Source organism: Pseudoalteromonas ruthenica, from assembly GCF_008808095.1.
In the GTDB taxonomy this organism is placed as follows: Bacteria; Pseudomonadota; Gammaproteobacteria; order Enterobacterales; family Alteromonadaceae; genus Pseudoalteromonas; species Pseudoalteromonas ruthenica.
The window spans coordinates 352,678-375,817 of the sequence record NZ_CP023396.1 but is presented as its reverse complement, the minus strand read 5'-3'; the positions used below and the strand labels follow the sequence as shown (position 1 = coordinate 375,817).

21 protein-coding genes and 1 tRNA gene are annotated in these 23,140 nt (G+C 47.5%); 8 read left to right on the top strand and 14 right to left on the bottom strand.

Features of this window, described 5'->3' with window-relative positions; all coding sequences use genetic code 11:
* The first annotated feature begins 213 nt into the window (after positions 1–213).
* Genes PRUTH_RS01760 through PRUTH_RS01745 form a run of 4 tightly spaced genes read left to right on the top strand, consistent with a single transcriptional unit; the run spans position 214 to position 6,363 of the window.
* Entirely contained in the window at positions 214–2,187 is a 1,974-nt protein-coding gene (locus PRUTH_RS01760; protein ID WP_257220988.1) for a TolC family outer membrane protein, read from the top strand.
* A 23-nt stretch (positions 2,188–2,210) separates the two neighbouring features.
* Positions 2,211–4,343, top strand: a complete 2,133-nt coding sequence (locus tag PRUTH_RS01755; RefSeq protein WP_151172384.1) for a type I secretion system permease/ATPase — start codon at positions 2,211–2,213, stop codon at positions 4,341–4,343.
* The gene (locus PRUTH_RS01750; RefSeq protein WP_151172383.1) at positions 4,340–5,764 is read left to right on the top strand and encodes an HlyD family type I secretion periplasmic adaptor subunit; all 1,425 of its coding nucleotides are present in this window, start codon (positions 4,340–4,342) and stop codon (positions 5,762–5,764) included. The genes PRUTH_RS01755 and PRUTH_RS01750 overlap by 4 nt, the downstream gene beginning before the upstream one ends.
* A gap of 2 nt (positions 5,765–5,766) precedes the next feature.
* Positions 5,767–6,363, top strand: a complete 597-nt coding sequence (locus PRUTH_RS01745) for a helix-turn-helix transcriptional regulator (RefSeq protein ID WP_052698132.1) — start codon at positions 5,767–5,769, stop codon at positions 6,361–6,363.
* On the opposite strand, the gene PRUTH_RS01740 is transcribed toward PRUTH_RS01745, so the two are convergent.
* The 3 genes from PRUTH_RS01740 to PRUTH_RS01730 form a co-directional block, all read right to left on the bottom strand.
* Positions 6,360–8,309, bottom strand: a complete 1,950-nt coding sequence (locus PRUTH_RS01740; RefSeq protein ID WP_170268869.1) for a bifunctional diguanylate cyclase/phosphodiesterase — start codon at positions 8,307–8,309, stop codon at positions 6,360–6,362. The genes PRUTH_RS01745 and PRUTH_RS01740 overlap by 4 nt on opposite strands.
* A complete protein-coding gene (locus PRUTH_RS01735) occupies positions 8,306–8,941 on the bottom strand; it encodes a transglutaminase-like cysteine peptidase (protein WP_151172381.1) in 636 nt (211 codons plus the stop codon). Before PRUTH_RS01735 ends, PRUTH_RS01740 begins: the two co-directional genes overlap by 4 nt.
* 307 nt (positions 8,942–9,248) lie before the next feature.
* A complete protein-coding gene (locus PRUTH_RS01730) occupies positions 9,249–9,704 on the bottom strand; it encodes an LPP20 family lipoprotein (RefSeq protein ID WP_026110991.1) in 456 nt (151 codons plus the stop codon).
* A 127-nt stretch (positions 9,705–9,831) separates the two neighbouring features.
* Here PRUTH_RS01730 and PRUTH_RS01725 point away from each other — a divergent pair, with 127 nt between their 5' ends.
* The 3 genes from PRUTH_RS01725 (at position 9,832) to PRUTH_RS01715 (ending at position 13,382) form a co-directional block, all read left to right on the top strand.
* The gene (locus PRUTH_RS01725) at positions 9,832–11,001 is read left to right on the top strand and encodes a flagellar assembly protein T N-terminal domain-containing protein (protein ID WP_170268867.1); all 1,170 of its coding nucleotides are present in this window, start codon (positions 9,832–9,834) and stop codon (positions 10,999–11,001) included.
* Between the two features lie 147 nt (positions 11,002–11,148).
* Positions 11,149–11,889 (top strand): glutathione peroxidase, encoded by a 741-nt coding sequence (locus PRUTH_RS01720; protein WP_151172379.1) that lies wholly within the window; start codon positions 11,149–11,151, stop codon positions 11,887–11,889.
* Positions 11,890–11,933: 44 nt separating this feature from the next.
* The gene (locus PRUTH_RS01715) at positions 11,934–13,382 is read left to right on the top strand and encodes a dihydrolipoyl dehydrogenase (RefSeq protein ID WP_045978566.1); all 1,449 of its coding nucleotides are present in this window, start codon (positions 11,934–11,936) and stop codon (positions 13,380–13,382) included.
* 148 nt (positions 13,383–13,530) lie between these two features.
* Here the strand turns inward: PRUTH_RS01715 and PRUTH_RS01710 are convergent.
* The 9 genes from PRUTH_RS01710 to rppH all read right to left on the bottom strand — a co-directional run bounded on the left by PRUTH_RS01710 (position 13,531) and on the right by rppH (position 21,065).
* Positions 13,531–13,605 (bottom strand) — tRNA-Arg (locus PRUTH_RS01710).
* Positions 13,606–13,671: 66 nt separating this feature from the next.
* Positions 13,672–14,241: a FlgO family outer membrane protein gene (locus PRUTH_RS01705; RefSeq protein WP_022944077.1), complete on the bottom strand. Its 570-nt coding sequence runs from the start codon at positions 14,239–14,241 to the stop codon at positions 13,672–13,674.
* Between the two features lie 60 nt (positions 14,242–14,301).
* Positions 14,302–15,027 (bottom strand): FlgO family outer membrane protein, encoded by a 726-nt coding sequence (locus PRUTH_RS01700; protein WP_151172378.1) that lies wholly within the window; start codon positions 15,025–15,027, stop codon positions 14,302–14,304.
* A gap of 12 nt (positions 15,028–15,039) precedes the next feature.
* Entirely contained in the window at positions 15,040–15,633 is a 594-nt protein-coding gene (locus tag PRUTH_RS01695) for a FlgO family outer membrane protein (protein ID WP_151172377.1), read from the bottom strand.
* Between the two features lie 79 nt (positions 15,634–15,712).
* Positions 15,713–16,546, bottom strand: coding sequence for a thymidylate synthase (locus tag PRUTH_RS01690; RefSeq protein ID WP_022944080.1), 834 nt, complete (start codon positions 16,544–16,546; stop codon positions 15,713–15,715).
* Positions 16,547–16,550: 4 nt separating this feature from the next.
* The gene (gene lgt, locus PRUTH_RS01685; protein ID WP_151172376.1) at positions 16,551–17,366 is read right to left on the bottom strand and encodes a prolipoprotein diacylglyceryl transferase; all 816 of its coding nucleotides are present in this window, start codon (positions 17,364–17,366) and stop codon (positions 16,551–16,553) included.
* Positions 17,367–17,378: 12 nt separating this feature from the next.
* Positions 17,379–18,185: a sulfite exporter TauE/SafE family protein gene (locus PRUTH_RS01680; RefSeq protein WP_022944082.1), complete on the bottom strand. Its 807-nt coding sequence runs from the start codon at positions 18,183–18,185 to the stop codon at positions 17,379–17,381.
* Positions 18,186–18,260: 75 nt separating this feature from the next.
* A complete protein-coding gene (gene ptsP / locus PRUTH_RS01675; RefSeq protein WP_151172375.1) occupies positions 18,261–20,534 on the bottom strand; it encodes a phosphoenolpyruvate--protein phosphotransferase in 2,274 nt (757 codons plus the stop codon).
* Positions 20,535–20,543: 9 nt separating this feature from the next.
* A complete protein-coding gene (gene rppH, locus PRUTH_RS01670) occupies positions 20,544–21,065 on the bottom strand; it encodes an RNA pyrophosphohydrolase (protein WP_022944084.1) in 522 nt (173 codons plus the stop codon).
* Between the two features lie 459 nt (positions 21,066–21,524).
* Between rppH and mutH the strand changes: the two genes are divergently transcribed.
* Complete coding sequence (gene mutH, locus PRUTH_RS01665) at positions 21,525–22,193, top strand: DNA mismatch repair endonuclease MutH (RefSeq protein WP_045978562.1); 669 nt, start codon at positions 21,525–21,527, stop codon at positions 22,191–22,193.
* Between the two features lie 39 nt (positions 22,194–22,232).
* Here the strand turns inward: mutH and PRUTH_RS01660 are convergent, their stop codons facing one another.
* Both PRUTH_RS01660 and PRUTH_RS01655 read right to left on the bottom strand, forming a co-directional pair.
* Positions 22,233–22,664: a fosfomycin resistance glutathione transferase gene (locus PRUTH_RS01660; RefSeq protein WP_151172374.1), complete on the bottom strand. Its 432-nt coding sequence runs from the start codon at positions 22,662–22,664 to the stop codon at positions 22,233–22,235.
* A gap of 5 nt (positions 22,665–22,669) precedes the next feature.
* Positions 22,670–22,993, bottom strand: coding sequence for a hypothetical protein (locus PRUTH_RS01655; RefSeq protein ID WP_151172373.1), 324 nt, complete (start codon positions 22,991–22,993; stop codon positions 22,670–22,672).
* Positions 22,994–23,140 lie beyond the last annotated feature (147 nt).

Sequence of the window (23,140 nt, the reverse complement as noted above, 5' to 3'; positions counted from 1 at the left end):
GAATTTGGCCGACAAATTAAGTGTAGAAACTGACGAGTAAAGTGTTATTGGACAGCAGTCCAATTTTGTCGCCAAAAAACCATACTTTTATACTAAGTCGAACGAATTTTAGAGGTACAAAAAATGATTTTATTGCGCATCGATGAATTCTCGACTAAATCATACAATTGACATGGCAGTACTGGGTTTATTTAACAAAACTGGGAGGTTAGCATGGATCGTGAACAGGCTAACAAGGAGTTCATAGGTCTTAAACCGCTTCTACTTACCGCTATTGCACTGACTACGATGTTTACAAGCTCGTTATCACAAGCACGCTCTACAGAACCACTTTCTTACGCCGCCAAACAAGCAATTGACACAAATCCGCAGGTAAAACAGCGTTGGCATGAATTTAAAGCGTCAATGCATGGGGTCGATGCTGCATTCTCTGGCTACTTGCCTAAAGTCGACGTCAATGCAAGCACTGGGTACGAGACTCGTAATTACGGCGTTGATGATGACTATGCGCGAAATACCGCCGAGTTGAGCGTGACTCAAATGCTCTATGACGGCTTTCGCACTAGCAACGAAGTTGAACGGTTTGAGCAAATCCAGCTAACACGTTACTTTGAGCTGCTAGCCCAAGCACAACAAACCAGCTTAGATGCCGCTACCGCTTATCTTGATGTTATTCGCTACAACAAGCTGGTGGAGTTAGCAGAGCAAAACCTTGAACAACACCAAGTGGTGTTTCAACAGATTGAGCAAAGCGTCGGCGCAGGCGTAGCCAGAGCAGCCGACTTAGAGCAAATCACCGGACGCTTATCGCTGGCCGAGTCTAACGTTATGACCGAGCTTGCCAACCTGCACGATGTCAATGCCCGCTATCTACGGATTGTTGGCGAGCTGCCCCCTAGCAACCTCAACGAGGCGGGGATCGATGATGAACAAATTCCGTTTTCTATCAACAAAGCGTTAGCGCTAGCATATGAAAACTCTCCGCGCTTTTATGCCACGCTCTATGGTATCAGCGCCGAGCAAGCCTTTGCACAAAGCCAAAAGTCTGGATTTCACCCCAATGTGAACTTATCCGCTCGCTATGGCATGCAAGACAGAGATGAGCTTGGTTTTAACACAACTCGCTCTGAAGGCCGAATTGGCATCGATGTAAGCTACAACCTGTTTAATGGTGGCCTTGATAGTGCCAATCTCGAACAAGCATACGAACAAGTTAATGTTGCTAAGCAACAGCGCGATTTAGCCTGTTTAGAGATACGCCAAGGCGTGCAAATCGCCTACAATAACGTACGCATTTTAGAGCGTAAGCTACCGGCCTTAGCGCAGCACCAGGCCGCCTCTGAGAAGGTCAAGCTGGCTTATAAGGATCAGTTCGATATCGGCGAGCGTACTTTGCTGGACGTGCTTGATGCTGAAAATGAGGCGTTTCAATCCAGCCGAGCCTATATAAATGCCGAGTATGAGCGAATGAATAATGTATTGGCGATGCTAGCAGAGATGGGCGGGTTACTCGAAGCTTTAAGTATTACCAACGAACAATACCCTACTTTAAGTGAGTTAACTGAGTCGCCGCTTACAGCAGATAGCGAGCACCTTTGCCCCAAAGTCGATGTTGCCAGCCAAATGTCTCGCAAGTCCTTTCTTGCCGAGAAAAATAAGCGCAACAACGCCTATAAAAGTATAAAAATAGACACCACATTACCGACTGCAGGTCTTAGCAGTAACGCAGCCGTTATAAGTGCTGATGACGACAGTGATGGCATTGCTAATGATAAAGACCAGTGTCCGGCCACACCATTTGCAACCGAGGTCGACGCCCAAGGCTGCACTAAATATACAGCGGACACGCGCTCGGTGAAAATAGGTATTCCCTTTGCCTTCGATTCTGACGTGGTAATGCCGCAATACTACGCTGAGATTGAGCGCCTCGCGACATTCTTAAAGCAACACCCAGATAAAACCGTTGAAATCCACGGCCACGCGTCACTTGATGGCGAACCTCAGTACAACAAACGGCTGTCAGAGCGCCGCGCTTTTGCTGTTACCGAGATTCTTATCAATAACTTCGGTATTTCTGCACAGCGGGTCACTGCCATGGGCTTTGGTATTGAGCAGCCTATTCAGCAAGAAATTTCGGTGCGCGCCAACGCGCTCAATAGGCGAATTGAAGCCAAAATCAATAGCTAACCACCGACTAAAAATGGCGTTTTATGAAAATGGATCATGCTCACGGTGGTGCCTTAGCGGATTGCTTAGCGATAATATGCAATTATCATAATCGCCCCTTCTCTGGCGAAGCGCTTATCGCTGGCCTTCCTCTTGTTGACGATAAGCTCACTCCTTCTGTGCTGTCACGCGCCGCCAAACGAGCAGGCTTTAAGTCGAAGCTCGTACATCGAGACCTTGATGCGGTTAATACCGCTTTACTGCCTGCTATTGTGTTAATGGCAAACAATCAAGCCTGTGTGCTGCTAAGCTTCGATAAGCATAACGAGCAAGTATCTGTGATTTACCCTGAACTTGCAGATACGCCAGTACAACAAAGTACTGGGGAGTTTGAAAAAGCCTATAGCGGCGCGGTTATCTACCTTCAGCCTGAATTTGCCTACGATGCCCGCGCGCCTCTGACTAATAAAAATAGCCGCGCCGGGTGGTTTTGGCCAATCATCAAAGAATGTCGCTCGCTGTATCGCGATGTGATTATTGCCGCACTATTCATAGGCTTGTTTTCAGTGACTATGCCGCTGTTTGTGATGAACGTATACGACCGCGTTGTCCCAAACCAAGCCGTACATACCTTATGGGTCTTAGGTATTGGCGCCATGTTGGCGCTCAGCGCCGATTTGGTATTGCGTTTGATGCGCAGTTACTTTCTTGAATTAGCCGCGAGCCGTATCGATGTGAAAGTCTCAGCCACCATAATGGAGCGGGTACTCGGCATGCAACTGAAGAATAAGCCCCAATCTTCAGGTTCATTTGCCGCAAACCTTCACGCTTTTGAGTCTATCCGTGGGTTTTTTAGCTCTATGACCTTAGTAGCGTTAGTCGATTTACCCTTTGTATTAATTTACGTATTAATTATCGCACTGATTGGCTTAGAGCTAATTGTGCCGCTGATCATTGGCGCTATAGTCATTTTGCTATACGCCCTTGCCAGTCACAATCGCCTTGAGCAGCTAAGTGACAACACCATGAAAGTCAGTGCCATGCGCAATGCCGTGCTGGTTGAGAGCTTAAACAATCTTGATGATATCAAAGCCTTTCATGGAGAATGTAAAGTGCAATCAGCGTGGGAGCGAGCGACACTGTACTTGGCGCGTATAAATGCCCAAAGCCGTTTGCTCAGCGCCTCAATTACTAATCTGTCTACTTGGATGCAGCAAGGAGTCGGCATTGGCCTTATCATTGTTGGCGTGTACTTGGTGATTGACGGCGAATTAACGCAAGGCGGATTGATTGCAGCGTATCTGTTGTCTTCTCGCGCCATGGCCCCAATCTCGCAAACAGCCGCTGTGATGGCACAATATCACCACGCGGCTACGGCTATGGATTCACTTAATGAAATAATGGACAAGCCAGTAGAGCGACCAGAGGGCAAACACTGGGTATCTCACCCTGTCCTTAACGGCCACCTTAAGTTAGATCAAGTTAACTTTAGTTATGATGAAAACGCAGTGCCTATTATACGCAACGTGTCACTGCAAATTAATGTCGGTGAGCATGTGGCCCTGGTCGGTAAAAATGGCTCTGGCAAAAGCACCATTGAGAAGCTTCTTATGGGGTTATATAGCCCTCATGCAGGCCATATATTAGTTGATGACATTGATATCGGCCAACTCGACCCGGCTGAGCTACGCCACAATATAGGATACGTTCCCCAAGACGTGAGCTTAATGTACGGTACGTTAAGAGACAACATCACGCTTGGTGCGTGGCATGCCGAAGATGAACAAATAATAGCAGCTGCAGAGAAAGCTGGTCTAATGGAGCTTATCAACGCCCATCCTGACGGCCTTGATTTGCAAGTTGGCGAACAAGGAAAGTTTCTCTCTGGCGGACAACGCCAAGCCGTTGCTCTGGCTCGGGCCCTCATCAATGACCCTGCGGTGTTGCTATTGGACGAGCCCAGTGCAGCCCTAGATCACAGCAGTGAGCAACGGTTAATTCATACCCTAAAACACTACTGCTCCAGCAAAACGCTAGTGCTTGTTACCCATCGTTCAGCCCTACTAGACCTCGTTGATAGAGTTATAGTCATGGACAAGGGCCAAATCATCGCCGATGGAGATAAAGCGACGATCACCTCTCACTTGACGAAAAAATCGGTGAAACACGCATCATGAAAGAGCAAGAACACCCGCCATCCAGTATTGAGCAAGCGAGTTTTGAGCGCTTAGGCCGAGGCATTCAACGCAGCGCCAAAAAGGGGTTATTCAATCGTCTGTTTAATGGTTTCTTCGTGCCTCCCAATCAGCAAGATTGGGTGGCTGATGCGCATTGGCAGCAAATGCAGCAGCAACCACTGGCGGCACGCGGTCTTCTTTATGCTATAGCTGTGGCGGTTATACTGCTGCTGGTGTGGGCCGCCTACGCACAACTAGATGAAGTGACACGCGGCGAAGGGCGGGTGATCCCCTCGCAAAAACTGCAAATTGTGCAATCTTATGACGGAGGTATGGTCGAGCAAATTCTCGTCAAGGAGGGGCAAATTGTTGAACAAGGGGACCTCCTCGTCAAGGTCGACCCGACTCGGTTTGTCTCCAGCCTGCGTGAAAGCCGCGCCCAATATTTAGGGTTAAGCGCTGAAGTGGCTCGCTTACAAGCACTCACCGCCCATACTGAACTGGTATTTAGCGATGAATTAAAACAACAGGCGCCGAATGCGATTAAGTATGAGCAAGCCCAATATCGCAGTAACAAGCAGGAATTGACCCAGCAAATCCGTATTCACCAACGGCAATTAGAACAGCGACGCCAAGACTATAATGAAACAGCAGCAGCCATTGAGCAGTACCGCGCCAGCTTAGCACTAAGCCAACGAGAACTGAGGGTAACACGACCATTACTGCAATCTGGGGCCGTCTCTGAAGTCGACATAATCCGCTTGGAGCGACAAGCTGTGGACTTACAAGGTGAGATAAAGCGCGCCCAAGCGGCATTAAAGCGAACCCAGGCGGCGATTGAAGAAGCGCAAAGTAAAATTGATGAGGTCGAACTGACCATGGTGAACCGCTGGCGCGACCAACTCTCCGACTCGATGCTGCGCCTCGACGCCTTGCGGGAAACACAAACGGGGCTTGCTGATAAGGTTACACAAACAGATATTCGCTCGCCAGTTCGTGGCACTGTGCAACGCCTATTGGTCAATACCGTGGGCGCTGTGTTACAACCTGGCAGTGACTTGGTGGAGATCATCCCCCTTGATGATCAACTGCTTGTGGAGGCCAAAGTTGCGCCACAAGACATTGCCTTTTTACGCCCAGGACAGCCGGCGATGATCAAACTCACAGCCTATGACTTTACTATTTATGGCGGGTTGGAAGCCCAAGTCACTCACATCAGTGCCGATACTGTCACCGATGAGCGCGATAACACCTATTACTTAGTGCAATTAAAAACATCGCGCGGCTCATTGAGCGAGCAACTCACGATTATCCCAGGAATGACAACCCAAGTGGATATTATCACCGGGCAAAAAACGGTATTAGACTATTTGCTAAAACCCATTCTTAAAGCCACTTCTCAGGCGATGACGGAGCGTTAGCCATGGATCTGTTTATAACCGAACAAGGGCTCATATCTAGCCATTGGCAGCGCCTAGGTGAGCCAATAGAAGTGCTTTATGCTCTGCCCGAGCAAATACCCGATGCTCGTGTTGCTTGGGTACTCACTGGCATGCCCGATTGGCAGAAGATCATCGGCCAATTACATGCTCGTCATATCGCAATTATTTTGATGACCCGTAATCCCTGTGTCAGTGAATTACAACAAGGGTTTAGCTTAGGTGCGCGCGGCTATGTTGAACTGTTCGCCACTACGGCTGTACTTAAACAGGCGCGTGACGCGATTGAAAACAATGCTCTGTGGCTTCCTGGCTGCTTGCTAAGCAACCTTATTGGTGCGCTTTCCATCGCCGATAAGGCCTGTTCACCTACTTCTGCGGATTTAAGTAAACTGAGCGAGCGTGAATGTGAGGTCGCCAAGCTCGTGGCTCAAGGACAAACCAACAAGGCTATCGCGGCACGACTCTATATTTCTGAGCGCACCGTTAAACAGCATCTAAGCTCGACATTTGCAAAGCTACAGGTTAAAGACCGACTGCAATTAGCGTTGCATGTCAACGGTGCTGGGCAGGGGCATTAATGCCCCTGCTGAGTTTGAATACGAGCACTGACTCCCAACTCTTTGAGTAATTCAACAGCAATGTCTTGAGCCAATTCCTCCACCACGACCATCATTCCCAAAGGGCGCACTTGTGCACAAATATGCCTCACCAACTGTTGGGTGGCCTCATCATTACTGATGTTGTGCACCAAGGTGTTATCAAGCTTTATAATATCTAACCCCAACTGTTCTAAGCCATCAACTTGGTTCAGTGCTTGACCTGCATCCGTTAAACCTAATTGGCAACCCACTAATTTTGCCTCTCGGCAGAACTCTTTCACCTGTTCAGCCATGTTGATTAAACATGACTCAGAAAACTCCAAGGTTAGGCGCGATGCTAGCAGCCGCTCACTCGATATCAATGCAAGAATACTGGTATAAGCGATTTCATCTTCTAGTGTCGCTTCACTGAGTTTGATAGCAAGAGGCTGAGCGTAATGCAGCCATAACTTCTCATTGAAAAATGTTTTCACCGTTTTCCAGTCCAGCTGCGCATCCAATTGTTGCTCACTGAGCAGACGTTGATAGTAGCGTCGCGAATGGACCTTGTTACCCACTTTCAAATATAAACCGACTTCACTTTGCACGCAGCTATCGTCAAAATTCAGTACGTCTGTGAGCTTTAATTCAAACTGCTCTTTTTCAAGCGCTTGCGTTAAGGATTGCCCAGTCACCGCCGCTACTTGGTGATGCTCGGTTGCAGCATCGGCGTACATATCTACGCCGGAAGCGGTAGCCATTGCCAACAACCGTTGACCGTGCTGCAAAGCCTCTTCACCGCTTTGCTTTTCTTCAATATAGGTAATACTGTGCCTCAGCTCGATCAGCCCATTATAGGTATCGCTAAATTCACTACAGCATTGCGTCAGCGTCCGTGAGCTATCCTCTGCAGCCATTACCTCATTGAGTCGAAGAGCAAAATCACAATGACTGATACGCCCAAGTTGCCAGTCATGGAGGTTATCTTGCTGAGTTTCTGCATACCTAATCAGTAACTGCGCCAGCTCTTTCTCCAAGCTATAAAACTGTTCCGGGTTTAAGCTCCCCCGCAGTTGCTCGTAATTTGCTAAACGCATTAGTATCAGCACTTGCTGATGATGACTAACTTGCTTTAACTCTTGCTCCATACGCGACAGGAAGTACCGACCATTGGCAAGCCCTGTTGTTGTATCATGCTGGGCTAGGTATTGTGCGCGGGCGATACGCTCGTTCCCTTCGCGCAGAATGCCACCAAAGCGCTCAGCCAGATGATTCATCGCCTCTGTCACCTCAGCTAGTTCGGCCGTATTGGGAACTGCAAGCTGCTTAAATTGCTTTTTTGAGAACCCTTGGGCTTGAGCGACCACTCGCTCTAGGGGCTTCAGTACCCAACGTAAAATGAGTGAAGCAGCAATACAGCTCAATAACGCAACGATAGCAAAACCACTGGCTAAATTGAGCACATTGTCCCATAAAGCTTCTAATGCATATCTTTGCTGACTCTGAATATACAAGGTGCCGTATTGCTGCCAACCATTGCTTATTTGTGCAACGCCGGCGTCGACCTCAAAAGCAAACATCTGTGCAAACCAACTAGGTACTGAAGCATGTTCGTGCTGTGCAAGCGAACGCTCAACCACAACTTCCCCCTGTGTGTCGACTAATTTAATCTGCTGATAGTGGCCGGTATCAAAGGCTGCTGAGACGAAAAGCTCAACGGTCACTGGGTCTTTGCCCATCTGACTGAGCGCAAGCGCTAAGGTTGTGGCATTATCGGCGTTTTTCAAATAAAGCTCTTCGGTGAAGCTAGATTTAACATTGTACCCGCTAATGAGTACGCTGCTGATCAACCCACTCAAAGCAATAACCACAATCACCAGCCACAGTTGTACCACCAGAGATATACGGTGCGCCCCACTGGACGCTGTAGATGCTTGCTTTATCACCACCTAACTCCTTGCTGTTCCATTTTCTTTAAAACCGAATGCCAGCGAGATAATCTCGCCCGAGGGTCGGCCACACTGTGAGTTGACGTTGCAGTCCACAGACCTTCACTGTTAAAGCTGAAAACCGGATATAAATCAGTGCGCTTCGCTGCTGGCAAAATAGCACTTGTGAGCGAGTCGAGAATGATGGGTTGGCTACTGGGGGTCGGGTAATAACCCAACACCATATGCGCTTGAAACTCTTGGCTGCGGGGGCCACCTATTTGCGCTTTAACATAGATAAGCCGTAGCTTATTATCAGCGATGCCTAGCATCCTCAATGACGCGTATTTCGCTATGGCGTAGTCTTCACAATCGCCCAGCCCCTGCCCTAAGGTTTCTAATGGCGTTGCCCAATAATCTTGTTGTTTGTAGAGAAGTTGGTCGGTGCGGTAGCGCACTTGCGTGGCAAAAAACTGATTGACCAGTTGCACTTTGCGGGTTTCGGTTTCAGCACTCAAGCTAGCTAGTAATTGCTGCCAGCGCTGCGCCACCAGTAAACGTTGAGTACCGTATTGGTTGCGCATAAGCGTTTGAAACAAGCCGCTGTCCATAGTTGCGCCAGCGTGAATGCCACTCATGAGCAACGTCATGGCGAACACTAAACCTAGCCCCAGCCACCGTATTTTATTTATAATTTTCGCACTGCTCACTACGTCCTAAAGGCCTACATAGTTTCTGCGCACCGCTTAGGACGCAATGGGTTTGATTTATTAAAGCATAGCAGTGATTTTCAGTTCTGCAGCACCCGATGTTAGCCGTAAATGCAGTATAAAGAGGTGCTTAGAATAAGTTTGATATTAAAAATTAAAGCAAAAATGCAGGTGTATAAAGGCAAGAAAAGATAAACCCAAGCGCACTGGCGTACACTTGGGGCAATGTTGTATATCAGCAAGCACCTCAGTAGTAAGTGACCTTTTTTACCTTGCGAGGCTTACTCTGAGTAATGTAAAGATCGTGTACTAGCTTCATATCCAGCTCTAATTCAGTCGCATAACTATCGCCAACAACATAACTGCGTTTAACTCGAGCCCCTCGGATCACCCCTTGAACCCGCGCTTGCAGTACATCATCTCCAGCAATGGCATTGGCAACGGTGGTTTGCCCTTGCATTTGTTGGCCATAAACCTGCTCCGCCAACTCCCGATAGGCTTCTATCTTTGAAGCTTTCATCGCCATCAGCGATTTTTGCTGGGCGCTTTCACCGGGCTGCGGTGCAATAGGCGCGTAGCCAATCGCACGTAAAATCGGATAATTGTCAGGCTGCTCTATGGCGTATTCAACGTGCTTATCAAACACGCTGCTGCAACCGAGCATGCTCCATGTGCTGATCAGCAGTATCATCATTCGTAGCATGTTTTGCTCCACACTGATTGTCTTTAAACCTATGCTCAGTAGTATGCACGATAAATGCCACTATTACAGGGGAGTTGGTATGTTCTTTGCTATCTTTGTTACAAGAACATTTTTAGGTGGGATAACTATGCGATATTTGGCATCTGTGTGCGCACTGATGATTGCACTAATAAGCCCGAGTGTCAGCGCCCAATGGTTGCAAACCACAGGGGTTGCGACTTTAGAGGATGGAGATACCGAAACAGCACGCGCCAACGCGGTCAGTGACGCTATAAAACAAGCGTTATTATATTCAGGGCTGGAGCTATCCAGTGTGCAGACCTTGACTAACGGCGTGCTCACTCAGGATCACCTTTCTTTGCAAGCACATGGTCAAGTACAACAAATGCAGCTGCTCGAAGAACAACAAAGTGATGGCATGATCAGTGTCACCATGCAAATTGAAGTGTTAGACAACCCACAGCAATGCCCTGAACAAGACTTTATTAGCCACTTTGCCCTCACACGCACGGCATTGGATAATCCACAGCAAGCTCGTTATGGTCAAATATTTGACGTAGCCCCTGCTTTTACTAAGCAGCTCTACGCAATTATGAGCCAAACGCAATTAGCTATGCTGCCTATTCCTTATTTTAAAGAAGCGGTGGATGTTAGCCCCTTCTTTACACAGCAATTTCAGTATGATGAAAATGTACTGGAATATATTCGCGACAAAAGTAACAGTCAGTACGTGTTACTCTCGCAAATCACCGATATTTCCACCGGCAAGCAATTGAATAATGATTATGCATTTTGGCAGGATGAAAGCTATAACCGCTATTTTAATGTAGAGTTTGCGTTATTCGATGCCTTGAGCTTTGAAAAAATATGGCAAAAAGCCTATCAAACTCAAGGGCCTTGGCAGTTTGAAAAAACCGCTCGTATCGATGTAAACAGTGGCACTTTTTGGCAAAGCCAATACGGACGAGCCATTACTGCGCTTAGTGAGAAAGTGATGTTTGACCTTAACAATGAGCTGCGCTGCCTACCCACCCGTGGATTAATTCAGCATATTGATGGTGACCAAGTAGTTATCAACTTAGGTAAAGCCAACGGCTTAGTGATGGGTCAGCAACTCACTTTGGCGCATAGCAGCAACCTCACCACCTATGCAGGCAAACGTTTGCCACGTCAGGTAACTACCTTACATCGTGTAGAAGTGAATCAGCTTTACCAACACAGTGCCATTGCCACTAATATTGGTAAACGGCCACTGGCGAATATTCAACTCAACGACTTAGTGTTACTGAGCCAATAGCCTGGCTCAGTAATCCCTGCGTACTATTGAAAATAAAGATATGTTCAACGTTCGGTTTTAACAATCAAAGTCATCAATTCTTACTGATATACAAATCAATTCGCTTTTGTCACACTGTACCCAACACATCGAAAGGAGATTATCAGTATGACAACATTTAACAACAGCGAAGGCCAACGAATTCCTCAGGTGACATTTGCAGTGCGTAAAGGCGAGCAATGGCAACAACTTACCTCAGACGATATCTTTTCAGGTAAGACGGTCGTGGTGTTCTCATTGCCCGGTGCGTTTACACCAACCTGCTCATCAACACACTTACCACGCTACAACGAACTTGCCAGTGCACTAAAACAAAATGGCGTAGATGACATTGTCTGCGTGTCGGTAAACGATACATTTGTGATGAATGCCTGGGCTGAGCACCAAGAAGCCGACAATATTACCTTACTCCCTGACGGTAACGGCGAGTTCACCGACGGCATGGGCATGCTGGTTGACAAGAACGACCTAGGTTTTGGTAAACGTAGCTGGCGCTACTCCATGCTCGTGAAAGACGGTGTGGTCAAGAAGATGTTTATCGAGCCGCAAAAACCAGGCGACCCTTTTGAGGTATCGGATGCAGATACTATGCTTGATTATATTAACCCCAAACAAAGTAAGCCACAGCCGGTAAGCATTATTACTAAGCCGGGATGCCCGTTTTGTACCAAAGCGAAAGCAATGCTTTCGCAGCACGGTCTTGCTTTTGAGGAAATTGTGTTAGGTAGTCAAGCGTCGCTGACGAGTCTAAAAGCAATATCCGGTAGAGATACGGTACCGCAAGTATTTATTGGTGGGCAACATATTGGTGGCTCTGATGAGCTTTCCCTTTACTTCACCAACAACTAATTCATTTTAAGGGCCTGCGGGCCCTTTTTTATAAGGACACTGCTATGAATAAAGTGAGCACCGATGTTTTAGTCATTGGCGCAGGCTCAGCCGGCCTAAGTGCTTATCGCAGCGCGAAAGAACATACCAATAAGGTACTCTTGATTGAGGCAGGCCATTACGGAACAACTTGTGCGCGAGTTGGCTGCATGCCCAGCAAACTCTTGATCGCCGCCGCAGAAGCAGCCCACAGTGTGCACACAGCGAACCGTTTCGGTATTAATACCCAAGCCCCTATTATTGATGGTCAGGCAGTGATGCATCGCGTGCGCAGCGAACGTGATCGCTTTGTTGGCTTTGTAATTGATGCAGTCGAAGATATCGACCCGCAAGACCGTCTGATTGGCCACGCACAATTTATTAATGATCATCAAGTTCAAGTCGCTGATCATACGTTAATTGAAGCCAAGCGTGTCGTTATCGCCACCGGCTCCCGACCTAGCTACCCAGAAGCGTTTAACAACTTTGGCGAGCGCTTAATTGTTAACGATGAGGTTTTTGACTGGCAAGACTTACCCGAGTCTGTGGCTGTTTTTGGCCCTGGCGTTATTGGTCTAGAGCTTGGCCAAGCATTGCATCGTTTAGGGGTACGCGTAAAGTTATTCGGCGTTGGCGGAGCGATTGGCCCGCTAAGCGATCCAGTCTTAAAAGATTATGCCGCCACCACCTTCGCTGAAGAGTTTTTCGTAGACGCCGATGCTCAAGTGACAAATATGCGACAAGTCGGCGATAAAGCTCAATTCACTTATACCGACGGTCATGGACAACAACACAGCGAACAGTTCGACTACGTGCTTGCCGCCACAGGCCGCAAACCGAACGTCGATAAGCTAGCATTGACAAATACATCGCTAGAGCTTGATGAGCGAGGAGTCCCCATTGCCGATGAATACACTATGCAATGCGGGGACAGCAACATATTTATTGCCGGAGATGCCAGTAATATGGTGCCGCTGCTACATGAAGCTACGGATCAAGGCACTATCGCAGGGCACAATGCAGGACGCTACCCTGATGTGCGTAATGGCTTACGTCGAGCGCCAATTGCGGCTGTATTTAGCGACCCACAAATTGCGATGGTTGGCGAGTCTTATCAGCAAGTAAGTAAACGCTTTGGTGATTGTGGCTGCTATGAAATCGGCGAAGTAAGCTTTGAAAACCAAGGACGCAGCCGCGTTATGTTAAAAAATAAAGGGATGTTAAGAGTTTACGCAGAGCAAGGCAGCGGCCTATTTTTGGGCGCCGAAATGATAGGCCCTGCAGCCGAGCATATCGCTCACTTGCTTGCCTGGGCGGTGCAAAACAAAATGACTGTACCACAAATGTTAGAGATGCCATTTTACCACCCAGTCATAGAGGAAGGCGTGCGCACGGCGCTACGAAACGTTAACGCCAAGCTAAAGTTTGGTCCTGATATTATTAGACACTGTATAGAGTGCGGCCCTGGCGCCTAGTAATACCTGTTTCGGCCTCTGAGTCCACGACCCAGAGGCATGGGTACCTGAGCACGCATCGCAAGACCGTTATCGTATTTATCTGCTAGGTACTGTCTTTAACACGAATAAAAAGTGCTTTTATGGGGATAGGTCGATGTGGATAAACTGGCAGCCCCTGCAGGAATCGAACCTGCAACTACCCCTTAGGAGGGGGTTGTTATATCCATTTAACTAAGAGGCCACTGGCCTCTATTATCAAATAACTTCACCTTAAATAGCAATAGCTTAAAGCACAAACGCTGAGCTATTAACCATGCGGCAATAGGTCGTCTAAGACGAAGTAAGGAATAAACTGGCGGGCGCTGGCTTTAATGACTTGATCCTGACTACTGATCACTCGAGCATTAATCACCACACCATTGGGGCGGTACACCAGTGTACCGGTGAGAACATGGTCTACACCCACCGACTCAGCCAACTCGCTGGCATGACGAGAGAGAGCAAAGTCACCGGATGGTTGAACAGAAATAGCGCGTTTAAGCTTGTGCTCGACCGTTGCAAAACCAAATTGTTGCAGGTCTGTCATCAGCCCTTCGGCTAACTGGTTACCTAGGGCGCCAGCGTTATCAAGGCGATGATCAAAGTCAACGAAACTGGTCACTGCAATATGGCTGACATGTTGTGTCGCCATGGTATCACTGAGTTTCAATGCCAATTGTTGAGTGTAATCCCCTAGGTGTTTGTGGTGAGCATTGTTAAACCCTCTATCAACACTGATATACAGAGGGTTTATCTCGACCTTGCTTGGCTCACTTTGAGCCCATGCAGCCATGGCCATGGTTGTTACCATGGCGCCAACAAGAAAACGCTTTATCATTGTTTTTACCCACTTAAGCCATATAGTCGGTTATCGGCGCCAGGGCTAAAAACTTTATAACTAATTCGCTTGGCTGAGCTCCACACCATTATAAATGGCGTTACTCAGTAACGCGTTTACTACATCGTTGGGGATCAAACCTTGAGAGCTGGCAATGACCATTTTCGAATTGACGCTAACAATCCGCGCATTCACTAAGACTCCGCCTTGGTGTTTCACCAACGTGCCCGCTAACACTAAGCGCATTGGGTGATCTTGCTGCAACTCTAAAAAGTCACGGCTATAAGCGAAATCACCTTCAGGGGTTACACGAATGTAATCGGTGGTCTTGTAATCCACTACAGGCACCCCAAATTCATGCAACTCATGCATAAAGCTCTCTGCCAATTGGTTGCCCAATAATGTGCCCTGCTGGTAGTCGGTATCTAAGTAGACGAAGCTTGATACTGCCATAACCTGATTTTGTGCGCTGGCGTCAATGTTACTCATCATATCTTGCATCAATCCGCGCACATAATGGTTAATGTTTTTCACAGAATGTTTCGCGTAACTTTGGCGGCTAGAATGTACTTTAAGAGGATTGTTAAGGCCTTGATACTGAGCTGTATTACCAGCCACGGATTGCTCTGGGGCACCAATCACTTTAACCTGCTGATGGGCACTTTCATACTCTTCAATTGCCTGGCGCTTTACTTCATCTTCATGCGCGGTCCATTGATTCATACTGGCACAACCAGCTACAGCTAAGGTCAGCGATAAAAGCCCTGAAATTGCGGGAGTGTTCATAGTCTTTCCTCGTTAATAAGCGCGGCGCTCAATATGGCCATTTTGCATATGTACTTTATCGGCACTAGTTAACACATTATTAGGTAAATAGTCCGTCGCCGCCGCGACCACCTCATTATTACTGATGTTAATCATCCGCACATTGACCACATAAGCATCTTGCTGTGGGGTCATAGTCCCGGTAACAAAAAAGTCGATACCGTGACGGGCTGCTAACTGCCCTACCTCGCGGCTCAACATAACATCTCCGCCGTCACGCAAAGCAATGCTATTACGGGTTCGGTATTCAACCACAGAGAAACCCATTTGATTGTAGAGGGTGATAAAACTCTCTTGAAGTTGTAGAGCTATCTGATGTTGCTGAGGTGTCATTTGCTTGAGCGTTAATGACTGGGGCGGCAAAAAGGTGCCGACTGCGACTTTGGCACCCGGAGCAATGCTTTGCAGCGCCGCTGTCATATTATTGGCAAGACGGACACTATATTGGTGAATAGTATTTTCTTGTACAGGTCGGTATTCACCGACGCGGGGCACAATTTCTATGCGTTGTGAAGGCGCACAAGCCGTCACCAGCGCCGCTAGCAAAATCGTGATTAAGAGTCGCATGACACCCTCATCGAAACACATTTATGAAAATTACTTAATGTGCTTGCAATAAAAGTGCCAGCAATAACCTGAGGCTAGATTAAATAGCAACAGGCGCCTTGATATGAGGATGGCACTGGTAATCCACCAGCTCAAAGTCATCAAAGCTAAAAGAAAAGATATCTTTCACTTCAGGGTTAATCTTCATGGTCGGTTTGGCGAAGGGTTCACGCCCAAGCTGTTCGTCTACTTGCTGTAAGTGGTTCAAGTACAAGTGCGCATCGCCAAAGGTATGGACAAAGTCGCCTAATTCTAAATCGCATACTTGCGCTATCATCATGGTCAGTAACGCATAGCTGGCAATATTAAACGGCACACCTAAGAAAATATCTGCACTACGTTGGTATAGCTGACAGCTCAGCTTGCCATCGAGCACATAGAATTGGAATAGCGTGTGACACGGCGGCAGTGCTTGCTTGCCCTTAGCAGCATTTTCGCTAGGGCTAAACTGAGTGTCTGGCAACAATGCTGGATTCCAGGCACTCACAATTAACCGTCGTGAATCTGGATTAGTTTTAATTTGCTCGACCACGTCCTTAATCTGGTCAATCACTTCACCATTAGGACCTTCCCAGCTGCGCCATTGTTTGCCATACACTGGGCCCAGCTCACCTTCTGCCGTGGCCCAACCATCCCAAATGCGCACGCCATTATCGTTAAGATAACCAATATTGGTATCGCCCTTAAGGAACCACAACAACTCGTGGATAATCGAGCGCAAATGACACTTCTTGGTGGTCACCAAGGGAAACCCTTCTTGCAAATTAAAGCGCATTTGATAGCCGAATACACTAAGGGTGCCGGTACCGGTCCGGTCTTCTTTTTTGGTGCCATGCTCTTTCACATGGCGCATTAAATCTAAATATTGCTTCATAGTATTAGCTTGGTTGTTGTGAACCGTGTTTCTCTGTGCTGTTGTTATGCTGGTATGCCCAATACATCAGCCCAGCACCCACGATAATCATTGGCAAGGATAAAATTTGCCCCATGGAAATAAAGTCTGCAAACAGGCCTAAATGAGCGTCAGGTTCACGGAAGTACTCAATGGCAAAACGGAATACCCCGTAACCGAGTAAAAACAATCCGGCGACACTGCCTGCTGGGCGTGGCTTGCGTATAAACCACTGCAAAATAAGAAACAGCACGAGGCCTTCAAAAAATGCCTCGTATAATTGTGAAGGGTGTCTTGGCTCAGGCCCGCCAGTAGGAAATACCATAGCCCAAGGCACATCAGATGCGCGCCCCCAAAGCTCGCCATTGATAAAGTTACCAATGCGCCCGGCCAGTAGTCCTAACGGCACCAAAGGCACCACAAAGTCGCCCACCGCCAAGATTGACTTACCTTTAGCTTTAGCGAACCACACAATGGCGGCAATCACGCCGAGGGTGCCTCCGTGAAAGGACATTCCGCCTTGGTCAATACGCAGTAAATACAATGGATTTTCGAGGAAATAGCTAAACTGATAAAACAGCACATAGCCCACACGTCCGCCGAGGATCACACCGAGCATGCCGCAAAACAGCAGATCGCTTACCTGCTCTTTGCTCCACCCTGAGCCAGGTTTTGCTGCTTGTCGGTTTGCCAGCCACAGAGCGAAAACAAAGCCAATTAAATACATCAAGCCATACCAACGTACAGCCACCGGACCCACTTCAAAAATAATGGGGTCGATTTGCGGAAACTCTAAAGCCATAAATTCCAATGCCTAACTAAACACCATTCGCAAGGCGATCACCACCAATAGCACGGCGAAGATTTTCTTAATTTGCGATACTGGTAAAAAATGCGTTGCTCGCGCGCCAAAAGGAGCTGTGAACCAGGAGGTGACAACAATCCCCGCTAAAGCAGGTAAATACACAAAGCCCAAGAAGCCATCGCTTAAACTCTTCACTTGCCACCCGGAGGCAATGTAACCCAAGCAGCCAAACAGCGCAATGGCTATGCCACTGACTGCGGCGCAGCCAATGGCCTTTTTCATATCCACAGAAAAATAATTTAAAAGCGGCACCACAAGCGCGCCGCCGCCGATACCGATTAACCCAGATATGGCCCCAAGTACCGAGGTACTAGCAGCGACCACAGGACCTTTAGGCATGGCCCGAGTCTTCATTACTCTGCGCGTAGAGACAATCATACGCATCGCGATAAACATCACACAGACAGCAAATATGGTTTTCAATCCCTGTTGAGGTATATAACTTGCCATAAAGCCGCTTATCAGGGCGCCCAGTGAAACGCCTACAAGCACCCAAGGTGCAACTTGCCAGGGGACATTTTGGTTACGATGATGCGCCAAAGCAGAAGAGGTGGAGGTGAATAAAATCGAAGCCAAGGAGGTAGCAATGGCAATCACTAACACGTGCTCAACATCCGTGACATGAAAGTGCACCAATAACGCCGAAAGCGCCGGGACAATAAGTAAGCCGCCTCCTATTCCCAGTAATCCAGCTAAAAAGCCTACTACGCTGCCAAGCACTGTGCATAGCAAAAATAGCCATATCAGGTCAGCCATACCGCCCTTCTTATAAACTTTTCTTATAGCGCTAATATATCAGGTTATAAAGGCAATTTCACGACCACTTATTGATCACTCTTTTTGCGTATAAAGAAGCGCGCCAAGGTGGTTTTCGAGCATAAATTCACGCACCAAGCGGTGCACTTTCTTTGCACTGGAAGCAGCCAAACATTGATGCAATAGCACCTCACAAGCGGCCAAGCCGACACGGCGGATCACCCATTTCACTTTGTGTAACGAACTGAAGTTCATACTTAGGCTGTCAAACCCCATAGCAATAAGGAGCACCGCGCCTTCGGGCTCACCGGCAAGTTCACCACATAGGCTAAAGGGAAAGTTGGCGTTTTGGCATTGCTGGGCAATACCGTTTAAAGCTCGTAAAACCGCAGGATGATAAGGATCAAAAAGCCCAGCCACTCTGGAATTAGCCCTATCCACAGCTAACAGATACTGAGTTAAATCGTTGCTGCCCACCGAACAAAAATCAACTTTGGCCGCTAACTCCTTGAGTAAATACATGCTCGAGGGCACCTCAATCATCACTCCCACTAGCGGCTTATCAATATAGCTGAATTGATCCGGTGCATCTTGTTGCAACTCATAATAAGCACGTTCCATCAGCGCAGACGCGTCATCGACCTCCCCGATATCACTTATCATCGGCAACATAATACGTAGATTACCCAAGCCAGTATTGGCCTTGATCATGGCTTTCAGTTGATCGAGGAAAAGCTCCGGATGATCCAAACTTACGCGAATACCGCGCCACCCTAAGAACGGATTTTCCTCGTCAATATCGAAATAATCCAGTGCCTTATCGCCGCCAATATCCAGTGTACGCATAGTAACTGGCGCAGGGTGATAGCTGCTGAGTACTTGGCGATACCACACCTCTTGCTCATGCTGAGACGGAAACGTTCCCTTTTGCATAAACCATGATTCGGTGCGGTACAGCCCAACACCATCGCAATATCGGGCACTATTGAGCTCACTGCCTAAATCTAAGCCAGCGTTAAGCAACAAGTCGATGCTTTTCCCGTCTGCGGTTTTCGCCTCAAGATGGTGCTCAGACTCAAACTGGTCATGTAATTTTGCATCGTGATGCTGTACTTGTGCGTACTCTTGCTTAAGAGCCTCGCTAGGACATAAATAGACGCGCCCCGCATAAGCATCAACAATCAATTCCTTTTGGTCAAACTGCAATAGAGGAATATCATTGATGCCCCACACGGTGGGAATGTTCATCGCCTTGGTAAGAATAGAGGCATGGGAGTTCGCCGCACCATGGACGCTGACCACCCCTTTGAGTTTTTCTTTGGGAACCTGAGCTAGCATGGCTGGGGTTAATGTGTGCGCCACCAAAATTGTATCGTCTGGATACACCTTGGTGGCCTTCTCGGTATTTAATAGGTGGTGCAGAACCCGTAAACCAATGTCTTTAACATCAACAGCGCGTTCCTTTATATAAGGATCTTGCATAGCATTGAATTGCTGCACTAGACGCTCAATAACCCGCTTCAAAGCACTTTTGGCGCACCAACCATCGGCTATTTCTAATTCAACATCACGTCCTAAGCTCTTCGCATCAAGAAGCTGTAAATACACTTCAAAGACGGCCACAGCCTCATCGGGAAGGTGCCCTTGCATCGACGTTGCCAGGGTGCTGAATTCTTTGTGAGTGGCGGCTACCGCCTGGAAAAATAGCTGCTTTTGTTTGAGTTTGTTAGGCTCTTTGCGCATTTCAACCGACGAAAAGTCAACCTTAGGCAACACCACATAGGCCTGCCCTAAAGCGATACCCGGCGAGCCGGATATGCCTTTAAGAGTTGTGGAGCGCTGGCTTTGCCCATCTTGGTTGAGCAAGGTTTGCAGTTGCGCGTCGGCCAACTGAGGCGCTAGCTGAGCAGAAAGAGTAATTAAAAATGACTCTTCATCTTCACTGAATACGCGCGCAGCCTGCTGCTGCACGACAATAACACCGAGCACGCGGCGTTGATGCACAATAGGTACAGAGAGAAAAGCATTGTACTGATCTTCTTGCACTAAATCGGAGGTGACAAAGCGCGGGTGCGATTTGGCATAAGCCAAATTAATAGGTTCTTCACGCTGCGCCACTAAGCCCACCAAGCCTTCAGTAAAACCGACTCGAAACTGACCCACAGCACCAGGATTGAGGCCATCGGTGGCCATTAAGACGAAGTTATCTTTACTGTAATCAGCGAAGTAAATTGAGCAACACTCAGTGCGCATCGCTTTTTTTACTTGCGATACAAATACCACCAATGCGCTTTCCAAACTCGGTTGCTGAGCAACTTGCTCGACGATGGTGCGCATGGTGGCTAACATGGTGTTCTCCTATCGGCGTTGGCGCCACTGCCCTTGCGGCTGTGACTCCTTGCGATTAAAAGGCATAGCAACCGGCGCAAACTCTTTCATTACCCGGCGGTATACGTCGCGTTTAAAGGCCACGACCTGACGTACAGGATACCAATAACTCACCCAACGCCAGTCATCAAACTCAGGGTGGTGAGTTTTAAGTAAATCCACGTCTTCATCTTTGCACTTTAATTTTAGCAAGAACCATTTTTGTTTTTGGCCAATACACACAGGTGTGGAATCTCTGCGGATCAACCGCTTCGGTAACTTATAACGCAACCAATGTCTAGAACTTGCCAGTATCTCTACATCTTCAGGGAGTAAGCCAACCTCCTCGTGTAATTCACGATACATGGTTTGCTCGGGCGTTTCCCCATCGTCTACGCCACCTTGCGGGAATTGCCAAGAATGCTGTCCGTAACGACGAGCCCAAAAGACTTGGCCTTGGTTATTACAAATTACGATTCCGACATTGGCACGAAAACCTTCGGCATCAATCACCTTAGTGCCTCATTTGTAAGTCGATTTTTATCGATTGTTCCATAATCCCTAAAGCACAGCAAATATTATTCGCACTAAACACCAACTTACTCACAAGTTGTGCATAACTTTTAAAAAACAAGGGTAAAAATAGAACAAATCCACAATTGATGATCATAAAAAGGCGTTTCTCCACAGATTCTGTGGATAAATGTGTTTATAGGACTGTATTTTGTGGATTAAAACAACAGCATATTATTAAAGCTCGAGAGGCTTTATGGAAAATATCTTTATTTTTCATAATGTTATTTTTTGGCGAGAACTTATAAAGCGATGTTATTTTAACCACTGAAAACATGTTCAAAATAACACCAACTAAGGCACTTGCTAGCAATACTTAGCCGAGATAGTAAGGTGACACATTCTCCGCTACGCAAGAGTTTGCTAACATAGCGATTGAAACACTCTAGAGACATAGACATGAACGCACCGCCACAAACCCTTAGTCAACTGCAACAACGGGTCGATGCTATAGCAGGTAAAACGCTGGGACAATTGGCAGGTGAGCTGGGCTTTAAAACACCGCAAGACTTGCTGCGTGAAAAAGGCTGGGTTGGTCAGCTTATTGAACTTGCGTTAGGAGCCAGTGCTGGCTCACTGCCCGAACCCGACTTTGTGTCATTAGGTGTCGAACTGAAAACGCTGCCCATCTCGCAAAAAGGTTTGCCACTGGAGACGACCTTTGTCAGTGTCGCCCCCTTAACCAACCTGCAAGGGCTGACCTTTGAACAAAGCACAGTGTACAAGAAGCTTAATCACGTACTGTGGCTGCCAATATTGGCCGAACGTGATATCGCAGTAATCGACAGAGTCATTGGCAGTGGCTTTTTGTGGCGTCCCAATGAGCAACAGTTTGCACAGCTTAAACGTGATTGGGAGGAGCTCACCGAGCTGATTGCATTGGGGAAAATAGAAACGCTCAACGGCCATTATGGCGAAGTATTGCAACTGCGTCCTAAAGCAGCAAACAGCCAAGCGTTAACCGACGCCATTGGCCCACAGGGAAAAACAATTCAAACTCTGCCCCGTGGCTTTTACCTTAAAACCCATTTTACGAGACAGATTCTAGCCAACCATTTCGCCTTATAAACCCGGTCTGTGGAGGCCTGACTAGCGCCGCTTTGGGTATCAATCATAGTCCTTTATCACTGCCTGCCCTTGTGGATACCAATGCAATTGTTCGTAGGGCTTTTGCGCTATCGCTGCCAATCGACTACCTAAATCGCCAACATGCGCTTCTAACTTATGACCATCAGGGTCTAGGAAATACAAAGAGCTTCCTTCACTGCTATTTTCCTGCCAAAAACACACATCAGTAGCAGTTAATCGCTGTTGCAATTCACAAAAACGGTTTGGCTCCACCGTTAGAGCAATATGGGAGTAATCTTGCGCTGGTTGGGGTCGGCCAACATTAAGGCATAGCCACAATTCTTGGTTTTGCAGGTAAGCACCTTGGCGCCAACGCACTAACGGAGTGAAACATAGCAGCTCGGAGTAAAACTGTAACGAACGCCGCAAATCATGCACCGTCAAAGTAAGGTGATTGATGCCTAGCAACATCAGTTTTAGTACTTAAGCAACACTTTCGCACAGAGCTCGCTGAAATGCTGATGCAAATAATGGCGGGCTAAGGTGCTCTCTTTCTCTGCAATGACAATGTGCAGTAGCACCATAGCTATCACTGCACTGGCGAGCGCAGCCTCAGTGCCAATCAACACGCCTAGTATCACCGAGGGTAATAGCGCCAAGACAATTAACAACCAGCGTATCGCCCATTTTACCGGGTGCACTGCCCGAAACTCTTTATAGGCCTGTTCCACGACCTGACTACGCTCATAGGTATTAAGCGTGTCTAATTCTGGACATCCGAGAAAATAAAGTACTGTCACCCTGCCCTCCTTGAGCGTTACCAATGCAGATACAGCGACTGTTCCGATTTAGACTCATAGTGACACAACAATGAAAGGTAAACAATATTAACAACAGGTTAATTTAACTATTAAAAACAATTAATAACACTTACTTTACTGGCAACT

Bases quoted from the DNA above. Each gene is read 5' to 3' on its own strand.
- PRUTH_RS01745 (WP_052698132.1), top strand. From the start codon at position 5,767: ATGGATCTGTTTATAACCGAACAAGGGCTCATATCTAGCCATTGGCAG.
- PRUTH_RS01750 (WP_151172383.1), top strand. From the start codon at position 4,340: ATGAAAGAGCAAGAACACCCGCCATCCAGTATTGAGCAAGCGAGTTTT.
- PRUTH_RS01725 (WP_170268867.1), top strand. From the start codon at position 9,832: ATGCGATATTTGGCATCTGTGTGCGCACTGATGATTGCACTAATAAGC.
- PRUTH_RS01720 (WP_151172379.1), top strand. From the start codon at position 11,149: ATGACAACATTTAACAACAGCGAAGGCCAACGAATTCCTCAGGTGACA.
- PRUTH_RS01755 (WP_151172384.1), top strand. From the start codon at position 2,211: ATGAAAATGGATCATGCTCACGGTGGTGCCTTAGCGGATTGCTTAGCG.
- PRUTH_RS01760 (WP_257220988.1), top strand. From the start codon at position 214: ATGGATCGTGAACAGGCTAACAAGGAGTTCATAGGTCTTAAACCGCTT.
- mutH (WP_045978562.1), top strand. From the start codon at position 21,525: ATGAACGCACCGCCACAAACCCTTAGTCAACTGCAACAACGGGTCGAT.
- ptsP (WP_151172375.1), bottom strand. From the start codon at position 20,534: ATGTTAGCCACCATGCGCACCATCGTCGAGCAAGTTGCTCAGCAACCG.
- PRUTH_RS01735 (WP_151172381.1), bottom strand. From the start codon at position 8,941: ATGACGTTGCTCATGAGTGGCATTCACGCTGGCGCAACTATGGACAGC.
- PRUTH_RS01695 (WP_151172377.1), bottom strand. From the start codon at position 15,633: ATGCGACTCTTAATCACGATTTTGCTAGCGGCGCTGGTGACGGCTTGT.
- PRUTH_RS01690 (WP_022944080.1), bottom strand. From the start codon at position 16,546: ATGAAGCAATATTTAGATTTAATGCGCCATGTGAAAGAGCATGGCACC.
- PRUTH_RS01715 (WP_045978566.1), top strand. From the start codon at position 11,934: ATGAATAAAGTGAGCACCGATGTTTTAGTCATTGGCGCAGGCTCAGCC.
- PRUTH_RS01660 (WP_151172374.1), bottom strand. From the start codon at position 22,664: ATGTTGCTAGGCATCAATCACCTTACTTTGACGGTGCATGATTTGCGG.
- lgt (WP_151172376.1), bottom strand. From the start codon at position 17,366: ATGGCTTTAGAGTTTCCGCAAATCGACCCCATTATTTTTGAAGTGGGT.
- PRUTH_RS01730 (WP_026110991.1), bottom strand. From the start codon at position 9,704: ATGCTACGAATGATGATACTGCTGATCAGCACATGGAGCATGCTCGGT.
- PRUTH_RS01680 (WP_022944082.1), bottom strand. From the start codon at position 18,185: ATGGCTGACCTGATATGGCTATTTTTGCTATGCACAGTGCTTGGCAGC.
- PRUTH_RS01700 (WP_151172378.1), bottom strand. From the start codon at position 15,027: ATGAACACTCCCGCAATTTCAGGGCTTTTATCGCTGACCTTAGCTGTA.
- PRUTH_RS01705 (WP_022944077.1), bottom strand. From the start codon at position 14,241: ATGATAAAGCGTTTTCTTGTTGGCGCCATGGTAACAACCATGGCCATG.